This is a genomic window from Bacillus sp. 5mfcol3.1, assembly GCF_900114335.1.
Classification (GTDB): domain Bacteria; phylum Bacillota; class Bacilli; order Bacillales; family Bacillaceae_G; genus Bacillus_A; species Bacillus_A thuringiensis_S.
In genome coordinates this window covers 19,092-33,112 of record NZ_FOST01000009.1, presented here as the reverse complement: position 1 = coordinate 33,112, position 14,021 = coordinate 19,092, and the positions used below count along the sequence as shown (strand labels likewise).

Below are 14,021 nucleotides of genomic sequence, written 5' to 3'. Positions count from 1 at the left end.
CCTCTTTCCTATGAAATCCACCCAAATTCATAACTAATGAAACTACGTTGTCGTTTGGACCCTTTTTTTCTTTTGACCAGATAGTATTATTGTCCCTAATAAAATTAAACATATAGTTAAAATATTAATTAAACTAAATGTAGATACAATAAATGATGTAAAAGTATCTCGTGGTGCATAGAGTAATAAGCGAGTCATAGATAGACACATCCAGGCTCCTAAGATACCAGCCCTAAACAATTTATTCATACATCCTAAAATAATCCCTAAAATAAAGTTCCCAATAATTATACCGAAATAACTAAAATCCTTATATAGTTCAGCTACATAGCTCGATCCATATCCCCAGCCGTTCAAATATCTCTTAGGACTTAAAATGTATGAAACACTTTCCGCAAAGTTATTACCATATAATGCGGAATCCAGGCTCTGAGGAACATATTTTGGTACATCTATCAAAAATTGAGTTATAGCATTACTATTAATAAAATCAATGAGTCTACCAATAGTATATATTTTTCCCTCGGACAGTTGACCAGCCAATGTTTGAGCATAACCAATCAAATTGACACTTACACCTTGAGCGTAGAAGAATTCAATTATACCATCTAAAAATGAATGCTCTACTGAACTATCCATACGTAAATATGAAACTGTATTTAATAACAAAATCATAAAGGGTAATGCACAAATACAAGCAAGTATCTCTTTTTTTCCAAACCATTTTTCCTTCTTATCAGAATAATTTCGAAGGCAAAGATATACTAGAACTATCAATATATTTAGAACAAAATTATTTCTCTGTCCTACCGCTAATGATAAACAACCTAATAGAACATATAAAACTAAAGGAATAAAGGATTTCTTTTTTGTAGGTAGTGTACCTAGATATATAAATAACGCGGTCGGACACATTTCTGCCAATTTAATAACCCATCCTGGAAATGAAGATGCGTATGAAGCATAAAGTTCAGTATAACCAACATTATTTGTAAATTTCGCTTTATCCCATAGCACTAAAACATTAAAAATATAGGTAATGTAAAATAATGATTTACTTACTAGAGCTATATTTTTAATATTATTCTCAGTAAAAAACTTTGAATTTTTACCTTTATAAGCCCTGTTATTCTTCACTAATGCATATCCCAAAAAGAGAAACAACAAGCTGAAAAATAAACTAATAAAAATACTCCATATTACCTTTTCATCACCGAAATCTAAACCATAATAGCTATTATTATATTTATCATAATAACCAAAGAGTGGCTTAACTACCAATCTAGCTACTAAGAAAGTAAAAAAGGTACTATTAAAAGCAAAAAATATAATTCTCTCACTAAATTTTTCACAAGAATATAATAAATTGTGAATCAACATACCACAAATTGCTACTAAGAGAATATTAAGATTTAAAAATAGGGCCCCTATACCAAACATACTTACAGCAAAAAACAAAATTATATATCGAATAATTTTTTGCAAGTCCTATTACCCTCCTATAAAATTTACACATAATCATTTTAGATAATATCTACAAGGACCCAGAACTAGACTTCCCAAGTTTAGTAGCAAATTCGGAATAAAGAACCTTAGCATTACTTCTTTTCTTCCAAATATCTAATGCATTATCGCACATTTTCTTATACGACCCATTATCCATTATGTGGAATTCGTTAAGTGATTCAACAATTTGTGAAACTGTACAATCTTTATCTAATAGGTATCCATTTTTTCCATTTTCAACAATTTCTCTTGTACCACCAACATCTGTAGCGATAACTGGAAGCCCCATAGATATTGCTTCCATGATTGCTACAGGTACTCCTTCGGATGCAGATAAATTAACAAAAACAGTTGCAGGATTTTCTTTATACCAATTTAAAACTTCTTGATTTTTAACGAATCCAGTAAATTTAACTTGTTTCATATTAAGCTTACTTTTAGCTAATTTTTTTATACGTTCAAATTCTGGGCCTCCACCAATATGAGTCCAGACATATGGAATATTCTTCTCTTCTAACTTCACTAAAGCTTCTATTAGTAAATCAATTCGTTTTACCTTACGTACTACAGAACAGCTCACAATATATAACTTATCGTTCATAGTATTACTAAGTACATTAGTTGAGATTGTTCCCAATCTTTCTACACTTACCTTATCCTTATATGCAGGATATGTTTGATTTAAGGCATCTACTCCGTCTTGCGAACAAGGATATACTGCATCAAGAGACTTTAATAAATAGTCTCTCTCCGGTAAATATTTCAAAGGCGCCGCATCTTCATACAAATCATATCTATGCGCGCGCGAAATTGTATATGGATTTCTTTCTTTAAAATATTTATGCTTTAATTCTACAGCAACTCTTGCAGTTATGTATAACCAATAACTATATATTGTAATTGAATCATACTGTTCAAAATCATACTCATTCAATTGATGCTCCGCTCGATCATATACATCCATTGCACGACTTTCAAAATAATAACAATATAATTTATGCGACAGTTTCCCTTTAGAATCCGCTTTAATCATTTTTGTTTTTAATTTATCTTTATTAATAGTACTAAATTGCCTTAATACCATTTTGGATTTTCCTGCAATGGAATGTTTTATTCCTATTGGTAAAATTACAACATTTTCAGGGACAGTCCTAGTCTGTTGCATCTCATTAGATACCATAGTTGAAATAATATAAATCTTTTTATAACTCTTAGATAGGTACTCTATTTCTGATTCCAAATATTCCTCACCTTTATGAAAAGGGTAATAATTGGTCAAGAGTATCAAACAATTATTCACTAATTTCCCACCTTTTGTTTTTCATCGTTATTTCTATTTATATTTTTTGATTTTATTACAGAGGCTGCCGTTAAGAATATAACCTTTAGATCTAACATAAACGATACATTTTCTACATAATACACATCATTTTTCACACGTTGCTCCATTGTAGAATTATTTCTTAAGACCGCTTGATTATAACCTGTAATACCAGGACGGACATCAAATTTTTTAAAGAATTCTTTTGGATAAATATCCTTATTTCCTAATGGACTTGGTCTTGGACCTACAAAACTCATATCACCTTTTAGTACATTAAGTAGTTGTGGAAGTTCGTCTATACTTGTCTTCCTTAAAACATTCCCAATTTTTGTTACCCTTGGGTCGTTATCAGAATTAAATGTACTACCATCTTCATTACGAATATCCGGTGCATTTACTTTCATCGAACGAAACTTATACATAGGAAATTCTCTCATTCCTTTTCCCAATCTAGGCGCATTATAGAAAACAGGTCCCTTATCTTCTAATTTAATCATAATAACTACCGGTATCATGATTATTAGTAAAAAAGGAAGTAATAATAGAGAGCCTATTATATCAAAAACGCGTTTAATACCATAACGGTACATCATCCAACCCCCGCATTAATAAATGTATTTCCTCTACAGCTGTGGCAAAATTATAATCTGTTGAAAAATCTAGTAATTCCTTTGCTTTACTACTATCCATATAAGAAGAATGTATTCCTTCATTAGCATTAGGATCTTTCACTAATAAATTATCTTTGTTTCCAAACGCATTATTAATTGTATTTGCAACTTCATAATTTGTTAAAGCATCCCCACTACCTATATTAAAAGCACCTGAAAGCTTCTCTTGTTTTAATGCACAAATTACAGATTTTGCTGCATCTTTTGCATATAAAAACTCTCTTTTTGCAACACTATTAGCATGTAAAGTTAATTGTTCACCATGAAATGCTTGTCTGAAAAACCTATTAATCATATAATTATTTTTTTCATTAAACCCATATAAATGGGCGAATCTCAAGTTTTTAATAAAAAGCCCTTTTTTTCTAGAATAAATATTTCCAATATGCTCACAGGCCAACTTACTAACACCGTACATTAAATCAGGTAACGGTAATTCCTTCTCATTCCACGGTAGGGACGTTTCATCAGAGTAGGCTGATATTGTAGATGCATACACAATATTACTAATATTATTTTCATAGCATGCATCGTATAAATTTTGTGTTAGAATTTCATTATCATGAAACTCAGATATCTTCCCTTGGCTACCTCTTGTGGCTGCAAGATGCACCACTGCATCTACATCATTTAATTGATTTATCAAGTCTTCCAAAGTATAATCCGAAACTCTGTATTCGTAATCATTTATCGCTTTACTACTAATACTTCTTGTTAAAATGATAGGAGTATTCCCATCATTTTTAATGCTTTCAACAACGTATTGACCTAGAAAACCCGTTCCACCAGTAACAGCTATTTTCATCTTAGTCTCTCTCTCCGTAATTTGTTTTTAATCCTAACCAGCACTACTCTCAAATTATTCAATGGCCTTATTTAATCTTTATAAATAAAATATCCAATCTTATCATTTTTACCATTTACTGGACGGATATTATCTCCTTGTTTGTAATAATTAAAGCTATCTAGGGAATTTTCTATTTGGTTTTCAAATGCCAAATAATCTGCTGCGGTATTTGGTTTTTGACAGATAAATTCCAAAATATATTTATCATTTGGATTTTTTTTGATATTCTCCAATTCAGAAGTATCCCCATTTAATAAGTGCTCAAATGTTAGCTTCATTAAATTAACTTCATTATAATAAGATAGTAAATTCCACATATGGCAACCATCTAAACGAGGGGTTATTTCAATAATATATGGCATTCCCTCTTCTAATTTCATTTGTGCATAAACAGGTCCATTTTTTATTTCCAATTTGGCACATGCAGCTTCTATTATGCTATTTAATAAACTCGTAGTATTAGAAGTAAGGTTTACAGTTGGGACAATGTGTTTATGAATTAATCCCGTATATTCAGGCCAAGTTTCTCTATCGGACGCAACTAAATACTTCACTTTTCCATTTACTAGATAACCATTTACAGAAAGTTCTGGACCAGAAATATATTGCTCTAATATTACTAATCCTGAACGAGAATATTCTGTAGCAGCCTTATAGCTTTCTACATATTCCTCTCGATTTTGAACTAATTTTACCCCTCTTTGCCCTTGTGAATCAGCTGGTTTTAAGATAAAAGGAAATTCCATTTTTAATTCATCATCTTCACTTTTTACAACCTGAAATTTTACATTTCCTTCAAAGTCGTTCCCCAAAGTTTTTCTCATTAAGTCCTTATTATTACATATACGTGCCGTTTTTTCTGATACAAAATGTGGCATTTCTAACTTTTCACTGATTAAAGATGCTATCGGCATAGCTAAGTCTGAACCTGTAGAGTAAACAACAGAAATTTGATTTTTCTCGATATAATCAATAATTGCCTCTGAGTCTAAAATATTTATTTCGGCAAAGTGATCTGCTACATCTGCTCCTGGTCCATCTTTAGCCATTGCACAAGCATAAGTTTCATATCCCACTTTTTTCAGTTCCAAGATTGCATCCATCTGAACTGCTGCAACTCCTAGAATTAGAACTCTTTTTTTCATATATTTATAGTTCTCCTTATCTATTGTTTAAAATCTCTTTAAAAGTATCAGTAATATATTTTACCTCTTCATTTGTTAATCTTGTATGTAAAGGTAACGTGATTTCATTTTTATACATATTAAATGCATTAGGATAATTCTTTATATCAAATCCTAAGTTTTTATACGCTGTAAACATAGGCAATGGTTTATAATGTACATTGCTTGCAATTCCCATCTCGGCTAACTCAATAATAATTTTATTTCTTTCAGACTCTTCAATCCCAGGCATTCTTGCTAAATAAAGATGTCCCGATGAAGAGAAATCATCCCCATAATGTTTCAGACTTTGAATTCCATATGGCAACAATTCTTTGTCATACATTTCAATAATCTCTCTACGTCTACCCATAAGAGATTCATATCTATCCAACTGGACTAATCCAATTGCTGCCATTATATCTGTCATATTACATTTATAAGCTGGGTAAACAATATCATACTCCCATGCGCCTTTTTGAGTCTTTGCTAGGGCATCCTTAGATTGTCCATGAAGGCTGTATAACATAAATTGTTGATATACCCACTCATCGTCTAAACCTAAATCATTGCGCCATACAACGCCCCCACCTTCTGCCGTTGTTAAATTCTTCACAGCATGGAAAGAATAGCAAGTAAAATCAGCAACTTGTCCACATCTCTTTCCTTTTCGTTCAGCACCAAATGCATGCGCTGCATCGGTCATTACAATTATTCTTTCAAATAACTCTTGAGTTTTATTATTAGGTTTGAATAAATCTTTTTTGCTTTCTACTACGCTATATATTGTATCGTAATCACACATTTTACCCGCAATATCAACTGGAATAATTACCTTAGTCTTTTCAGTAATCGCATCAGCAAGTTTTTCATAATCCATTTCAAAAGAATCAGGAGCTGTATCAACTAAAACAATTTTTGCCCCTACGTGCTCTATAATTGATGCAGAAGCTGTATAAGTATAAGCTGAAGTAATAACCTCATCTCCAGGTCCTACTCCTAAAATTCGAAGTGTTAACTCCATGGCAGCTGTAGCTGAATTCAAACAAACTGCTTTATTTGTTCCAACGTATTCAGCAATCTTCTTTTCAAGTTCCTTTGTTCTAGGACCTGTTGTAATCCAACCCGATTTCATCGCCTTTATTACTTCTTCTATTTCTACTTCTGTAATGTCTGGTGGAGAAAACGGAATATTTCTTATCGCATTATTAATCATTTAAGCTTCCTCACTTTACTTATTAATGTTCGTTTTAAAACTAGCTAGCTTATCTTAAATATCTAGCAAAAGCCTCTTGTTATACTCAATGTTTTAAATTTAGCTATTTACTTCAACTTTATTATTCGCAAAATCTAATAAGGTTTTCCTAATGTTCTCTTGACTCATCTGCTCAAACTCATCTATAAATTGTTGAATGGATTCAAAATCTTTTAAAACAGCCTTTCCTATATGAATTTTAGGAAATACTTGTTCCTTATAGATTTCATTATCATTTAACAACTCTTCGTACATCTTCTCTCCCGGTCTTAGTCCACTATACTCAATTCCAATTTCTTCAACAGAATAACCTGACAGCTGAATTAAATTCTTTGCCAAATCTGCAATTTTAACAGGTTCGCCCATATCCAATACAAATAGTTCCCCACCTCTTGCCAAGGATCCAGCTTGAATCACAAGTCTTGATGCCTCTGGAATTGTCATAAAGTATCGAGTGATATCTGGGTGGGTAACTGTAACTGGTCCCCCACTTTGAATTTGTTTTTTAAACAATGGAATCACACTTCCACGACTACCTAATACATTTCCAAACCTAACAGCTACAAATCGTGTTTGACTTATCATAGCCATGTGTTGAACAACCATTTCTGCAACACGTTTTGTTGCTCCCATTACATTTGTTGGGTTTACCGCTTTATCTGTTGAGACCATAACAAATGTATTGATTCCAAACGTATCTGCAGCTTCTGCCACATTTTTGGTACCAATTATATTATTTTTTACAGCCTCTTCAGGATTCCGTTCCATCAATGGAACATGTTTATGTGCAGCTGCATGGTATACCACAAATGGTTTGTGCTTTTTCATTATTTCAAATATTTTATTTCGATCTTGTATATCAGCAATTTCCGTTACAAATTCTGCTTGCTCTTTATACTTAGTTCTCAATTCCATCTCGATATGGTAAATACTATTCTCTCCATGTCCTAAAAGAACCATTTTTGCTGGTTTATATTTTAAAATCTGACGGCAAATCTCTGATCCAATAGAGCCTCCAGCACCCGTTATTAAAACCGTCTTATCTTTAATTTTCTCACCTATTCCCTTATCATCTAATTGAACAGGCTCTCGCCCTAGTAAATCTTCCACTTGCACATCACGAAATTCATTTACAGACACTTTTCCATCTAATAAGTCTTCTAACATCGGCACAATTTGCGTTTTCGCCTTCGTTTTTCTACACTTCTCAAAAACCTCATTTATTTGCCCTCTATTTAATGAAGGGATTGCAATAATGATATGTTCTATATCATTATCTTCTACAATTTCTTGAATATGATTTGTTGTACCAATAACCGGCACATTATAAATCTCCAATTTTTGCTTATTTCTATCATCATCAACAAACGCAATTGGATACAAATCTGCTTCTTTATTATGTTGTAATTGACGCACCACCATTGTCCCTGCTGAACCTGCACCAATAATTAATGTTCGTTTTTTATCAGTTGCTTTTGAAATATATGTATCACGGAACATACGCCATACGAAGCGAGAACCACCAATTAATAATAAATGTAACATCCATGCAATAGCTAAAATTCGAACATAAATATCATGATTTATAATTTGTTGAACAATTGCTGTTACTAAAATTGATAATGTAATTGCTTTAAATATTTGTTTTAATTCTCCAATACTTGCATATTCCCACGCCTTGTTGTACAACTTGTAAATAGCTGCAAAAACATGATGACTACACAATAATGTAATAGAACTAATAACTACTGTCATAGGAATTTTGTTTAATACATTTGGATGTATAAACCAATAACTTAAATACACGGCAGTTAATACGATAAATGAATCTAATAAAATCAATAATGAGAGCCGTCTTCGATAACTCAATATACCTGTTCCCTTCTTTATATAATTCTTATCTTATTCATAATAAAAAAGGACATTCTCCTATGAATGTACCTCTTCCTTTTTTACAAGTTCCTTCATATACTTCATTAACTCTACATTTAATTCTTCATTTTGTAGCGCCATCTCAATCGTCGTCTTAATAAATCCAAACTTTTCTCCAACGTCATAACGCGTACCCTCAAAGTCATAAGCAAATACACGTTGAACTTCATTTAATCGTTGAATCGCATCTGTTAATTGGATTTCTCCACCCGCACCTGTTTGTTGATTCTCAAGAAACATAAAAATTTCTGGTGTTAATACGTAACGCCCCATAATTGCTAAATTAGATGGTGCTGTACCTTCTGCTGGTTTTTCAACAAATTGACGCACTTGATAACGGCGATCGCTTTGTTCAATCGGATCGATAATACCGTAACGGTGTGTTTCGTTTTCAGGCACTGTTTGTACACCAATAACTGATGACTGTGTACCTTCATATTGATCCATTAATTGACGTAAACATGGCGTTTCTGCTTGAACAATATCATCACCAAGTAATACTGCAAACGGCTCATTTCCAATAAACTTACGCGCACACCATACTGCGTGTCCTAGCCCTTTTGGTTCTTTTTGTCTTATGTAATGAATATTAATTTTTGAAGAAGCTTGTACCTTTTCAAGCATTTCATACTTTCCTTTTTCTAAAAGGTTTTGTTCTAGTTCAAATGAATGATCAAAATGATCTTCAATCGCTCGCTTTCCTTTTCCAGTAACAATAATAATATCTTCAATTCCTGATTCTATCGCTTCTTCTACTATGTATTGAATTGTTGGTTTATCAACGATAGGTAACATTTCTTTCGGCATCGCTTTCGTTGCTGGTAAAAATCTTGTTCCCAGACCAGCTGCTGGAATAATTGCTTTTCTTACTTTTTTCAATTGTAGTCCCCCTGCATCCTTTTATTTATATGTAGCAATAACAAAAACCCTACCTATAGAGTCATGTTTATAACTCCATAGGTAGAGTTTCTATTACAAATAAATTATGGGCATCTAACCCACCCTCACGTCATACTCCCGACGACAAGCGTCTAAGGTAGGTTCGAAATAAAAATTTCTACCCACAGCACGACCGAGTGCCCCCATTGATAACGGTTAGGAGACATCACCAATTTTTATTTAAAAAATACCGAACAATTTTTTACGGCGAATTTGTTCTGGATCTTCTTTGTAAATTGCCTTCCCGCTAATTAATAAGTACGGATTTTCTTTCAAATCACTCATAACACTTGTTCCAAATTCTTTCTCAATTAATTCATAGCTTTCCGCTAAATGAAATCCTCTTGACGTCGTATTATGTGCATCTGAAGCGACCATATGTGTTAAATTATGTTCTACAAGTTGTAGTGAAAACTTTTTGATTTTCTTACCAAATTTACCCAATAAACTACCTGCCGTTACTTGCGTTAATGCCCCTTTATTTACAATGTTATATAACTTATCTGGCCGCTCGATTAACTCGGCATTACGTTCTGGATGAACAATAATTGGAATCATTCCCTTTACACGTAATTCGTAGAATAATTGTTCGGCATAACGTGGTACATGATTAGATGGAAATTCAATAAATATATATTTATTTGTTTCGTTTAAAGTAACGATTTTACCAGCTTCATAGTCTTCTAATAAATCTCCATATAACCTGACTTCCTGCCCAGGTAAAATAGTAAGTGGAATATTATGTTGTTGTAGTTCATCATTTAGTTGTTTTACGTGATGAATAATTGGGGTACGTTCATTTACATATTTTCCATTTTGATGATGCGGCGTTGCGACAATTGTATGTATTCCTTCTGACACTGCTTGTTGTGCCATTGCTAAACTATCTGTTACTGTCTGTGCACCATCATCGATACCAGATAAAATGTGACAATGTAAATCTATCATTTGTTTCATCATCCCTCTCTCATATAAAAATCTTTTTTCCCTTGAATATGAGATATCTCATATTCAAGGGAAAAAAGGAGATATGTTTCAACCATATCTCACTCTTTTAATTAGTTTGCACCGTAATAATAATATAATCCTTGTTCACGTTCACGGTCATTTAGAACGACACCTAACAATTTACCTTTTGCAGACTCCAATAATCCTTTTGCTTTTACTGCATTTTCCTTCTCTGTTGATTCACTACGAACAACAAGAATAGAAGCATCACATACATTTGCCATAATTTGTGCATCCGTTACAGCTAAAATTGGAGGCATATCAAAAATAACTAAATCGTACATACTGTATGCTTGTCCAAGAAGTTCTTTCATTGATTTTGAGCCTAACAATTCTGCTGGATTTGGTGGGATTGGACCACATGCTAAAAAGCTTAGATTATCTATAGATGTCGTTTGTACACATTTCTCTAAACGTTCACTATGTGTTAATACATTCGTGAGTCCAAAAATATTATCTACTTGGAACATTTGATGCATTGCTGGTTTACGCATATCTGCATCAATTAATAATACTTTTTTTCCTTGTTGAGCAAACACAACTGCCATATTCGCTGTCGTTGTCGTTTTCCCTTCACTCGGATTAGCAGATGTTACCAGTAATGAATGTAAATTCATATCAACAGCTGCGAATTCAATATTCGTTCGAATATTACGATATTGTTCTGAAATTGGTGATTTCGGTTGTTGATGAGCAATTAATTGACGGCGTTGACGATGATTCTTTTTCTTTTTAAATAAATTAAGAGCCAATTGTTTGTCCCCTCACTTTTCTTGATGATGGAGCGTGTGATTTCACGTTCATTGTTTCTTCATCCATACGAGCTACGATACCTAATACTGGTAAACCAAGTAAAATTTCTACATCTTCTTCTTTTTTCACTGTGTTATCTAGGTATTCTAGTAAGAATGCAAGACCAACTGAAGCCATTAAACCAACAACGAAAGCGATCGCTACATTTAACATTGGACGTGGTTTAATTGGAGATTGATTTTCTGCAACTTCTGCTTTAGATAGCACTGTTACGTTATCAACATTCATAATTTTTGCAACTTCATCTTTAAATACATCTGCAGTTGCATTTGCAATATCACGAGCTAGTTTCGGATCTTTATCCTCAGCTGTAACAGAAATAACTTGAGAATCCTTTTCATTCGCAATATTAATCTTCTTTGTTAAAGTTTGTGCTGTCATATTTAAATTTAATTTTTCATTTACCTGTTCTAAGATTACTGGACTTTTAATAATAACCTTATATGTATTCGTTAATTGAATATTTGATTGAATTTCCCCCAACTGAATTGCTGCCCCTTCTTGCTTCTTCTGATTAACCAGAATTTGCGTCGAAGATTGATAGATTGGTGTCATGAAGAAAAAGCTAATGATAGCACTTACAATAGCTGCACCAAAGGCGATTACGAGGATCATTGCTAAACGTTTTTTTAAGATATGAAATAAATCTTTTAAACTAATTGTTTCTTCCATAGGTTCCTCCAACTTTCTAAAATTTACACATAGGAAAAATTATAACATATAAATCTTACATTTTTTATTTTTAATAATTCAGTTCTATATTTGTTCACAAGAAACAAGTTTAATCTTACAAAATAATCTTAAATATGACAACACATTCCAATCATTTTCCAAAATTTTTATTTTATCACGTTTTTTACACTGTGTAACTTGATAAAGAATTTTCAGAAAAAAGTAAAAAGCCAACAAATTTTTGTTGGCTTTTTCATATTTTAGTAATAACCATACTGCTCTTTTTCTTCTCTTTTATCGTTTAAAACGACACCTAGTATTTTGCCTGATGCTTTATCTAATATTTGTTTCGCTTTTACGATTTTATCTTTTTCCGTCTTTTCACTTCGTACAACGAGTACGATTCCATCACATTTATTCGCAAGTATTTGTGCATCCGTAACCGCAAGGACAGGTGGTGTGTCAATTAATATAATATCAAACATGTTATATGCTTCTAGAAACGCCTCGTCCATTGCCCGGCTCCCTAATAGTTCTGCTGGGTTTGGAGGGATTGGACCTGCTGCCATTAAGTATACGTTCTCTATATCTGTTTTTTGAATGCATTGCATAAGTTTTGCTTGTCCTGATAATAAGTTCGTTAACCCATTTGAACTATGAACGGCAAATAAGTTTTGTATCGTCGGCTTACGCAAGTCAGCTCCAATTAATAAAACTTTCTTTCCTTGTTGTCCGAAAACAACTGCTAAGTTTGCGATTGTTGTTGTTTTCCCATCACCTGGATCTGCTGAAGTAACAATAATAGAACGAACATGATTATCTACAGATGTAAACTCAATGTTTGTACGAATGTTACGGTATTGTTCTGTAATACGCGATTTAGGCTCTTTATGTGTAATTAATTGTCGTAATGGTTTTCTTTTCTTTCTCCCGAACATATTCATAATCTCCTTTTGTGAAATTCGACATTTCCCTTTTCTCTCTCTTATGCTCGATTTCATACGTCTAATTAATATTCTTGCTGATTTCCCCACATTTCATCATAATCAATAACATTCTACTTTGTCTTATTTAAGTACCTTAACAATATGACAATGCCCTTATTTCTTTATTACCTTTATCACTTATCCTGTTTTCTAGATAAACAATAAAGTAAGTATATGGTAATTCCCATCTATTTACAAGTAATTTTCTGATTAGTTTGTATATTATCGTTTCATCGTTATATAGCAGAAATTAAAAAAATCTCCTTGTCTTTTTACAAGGAGATTTTTTAGTACTATCTATTCTTTTTTATCACCAATCGCAAATGTAATTTCTGCCTCACATGCAACTTCACCATCTACTGTTGCGATTGCTTTTCCTTTTCCAATCGGGCCGCGTACGCGTGTCATTTCTACTTCTAGACGAAGCTGATCACCTGGGCGTACTTGTTTTTTGAAACGGCAATTGTCGATACCTGCAAAGAAAGCAAGTCTTCCGCGGTTTTCTTCTTTCTTTAATACTGCAACTGCTCCGACTTGTGCTAATGCTTCTACAATAAGTACACCAGGCATAACTGCATAGTCAGGGAAGTGTCCGTTAAAGAATTCTTCGTTTGCGGATACATTTTTAATCCCAACCGCTCTTTTGCCTTCATCTACTTCTAATATTTTATCAACAAGTAAAAATGGATAGCGGTGAGGAATGATTTCTTTAATTTGTTCTATATTTAGCATGTAACAATCGCCCCTTTTGTAATATTGGTCTTACCACTTGGACATATTGCTATTATCCCATTTTGTTTATTGTTTGTCATTACAAAGTAACATTTTATATTTAGCACAACTTCCTAAAAAAAAAATGCACACACTCTATTCCATTAAAATAGTTGCACATTTTTGCAACTGAC

13 protein-coding genes are annotated in these 14,021 nt (G+C 32.8%); all 13 read right to left on the bottom strand.

The features are described from left to right. Positions 1-42: 42 nt before the first annotated feature. The 13 genes from BM089_RS26715 to fabZ all read right to left on the bottom strand — a co-directional run bounded on the left by BM089_RS26715 (position 43) and on the right by fabZ (position 13,848). Positions 43-1,485 (bottom strand): O-antigen polysaccharide polymerase Wzy family protein, encoded by a 1,443-nt coding sequence (locus BM089_RS26715; RefSeq protein WP_090978545.1) that lies wholly within the window; start codon positions 1,483-1,485, stop codon positions 43-45. A 49-nt stretch (positions 1,486-1,534) separates the two neighbouring features. Then, complete coding sequence (locus BM089_RS26710) at positions 1,535-2,806, bottom strand: glycosyltransferase (protein WP_090978543.1); 1,272 nt, start codon at positions 2,804-2,806, stop codon at positions 1,535-1,537. Beyond that, positions 2,806-3,420 carry a sugar transferase gene (locus BM089_RS26705; protein ID WP_000286451.1) on the bottom strand — a complete coding sequence of 205 codons (615 nt, stop codon included), beginning with the start codon at positions 3,418-3,420 and terminating at the stop codon, positions 2,806-2,808. Before BM089_RS26705 ends, BM089_RS26710 begins: the two co-directional genes overlap by 1 nt. Further along, positions 3,401-4,306, bottom strand: coding sequence for an NAD-dependent epimerase/dehydratase family protein (locus BM089_RS26700; protein ID WP_090978541.1), 906 nt, complete (start codon positions 4,304-4,306; stop codon positions 3,401-3,403). The genes BM089_RS26705 and BM089_RS26700 overlap by 20 nt, the downstream gene beginning before the upstream one ends. Before the next feature lie 71 nt (positions 4,307-4,377). Next, positions 4,378-5,493, bottom strand: coding sequence for an ATP-grasp domain-containing protein (locus tag BM089_RS26695; RefSeq protein WP_000747556.1), 1,116 nt, complete (start codon positions 5,491-5,493; stop codon positions 4,378-4,380). 16 nt (positions 5,494-5,509) lie between these two features. Further along, the gene (locus tag BM089_RS26690; RefSeq protein WP_053563328.1) at positions 5,510-6,727 is read right to left on the bottom strand and encodes a DegT/DnrJ/EryC1/StrS family aminotransferase; all 1,218 of its coding nucleotides are present in this window, start codon (positions 6,725-6,727) and stop codon (positions 5,510-5,512) included. A 99-nt stretch (positions 6,728-6,826) separates the two neighbouring features. Continuing rightward, entirely contained in the window at positions 6,827-8,635 is a 1,809-nt protein-coding gene (locus BM089_RS26685) for a polysaccharide biosynthesis protein (RefSeq protein WP_053563327.1), read from the bottom strand. 60 nt (positions 8,636-8,695) lie between these two features. Then, positions 8,696-9,577: a UTP--glucose-1-phosphate uridylyltransferase BpsC gene (gene bpsC / locus BM089_RS26680; RefSeq protein WP_088022167.1), complete on the bottom strand. Its 882-nt coding sequence runs from the start codon at positions 9,575-9,577 to the stop codon at positions 8,696-8,698. A 240-nt stretch (positions 9,578-9,817) separates the two neighbouring features. Next, positions 9,818-10,585: a tyrosine-protein phosphatase gene (locus BM089_RS26675; RefSeq protein ID WP_090978567.1), complete on the bottom strand. Its 768-nt coding sequence runs from the start codon at positions 10,583-10,585 to the stop codon at positions 9,818-9,820. 110 nt (positions 10,586-10,695) lie between these two features. Next, positions 10,696-11,397, bottom strand: a complete 702-nt coding sequence (locus BM089_RS26670; protein WP_090978538.1) for a CpsD/CapB family tyrosine-protein kinase — start codon at positions 11,395-11,397, stop codon at positions 10,696-10,698. Continuing rightward, a complete protein-coding gene (locus tag BM089_RS26665; protein WP_090978536.1) occupies positions 11,387-12,130 on the bottom strand; it encodes a YveK family protein in 744 nt (247 codons plus the stop codon). The genes BM089_RS26670 and BM089_RS26665 overlap by 11 nt, the downstream gene beginning before the upstream one ends. Before the next feature lie 260 nt (positions 12,131-12,390). After that, positions 12,391-13,068 (bottom strand): CpsD/CapB family tyrosine-protein kinase, encoded by a 678-nt coding sequence (locus BM089_RS26660; protein ID WP_139213339.1) that lies wholly within the window; start codon positions 13,066-13,068, stop codon positions 12,391-12,393. Positions 13,069-13,413: 345 nt separating this feature from the next. Then, complete coding sequence (gene fabZ / locus BM089_RS26655) at positions 13,414-13,848, bottom strand: 3-hydroxyacyl-ACP dehydratase FabZ (protein ID WP_000931959.1); 435 nt, start codon at positions 13,846-13,848, stop codon at positions 13,414-13,416. Between the last annotated feature and the right edge of the window lie 173 nt (positions 13,849-14,021).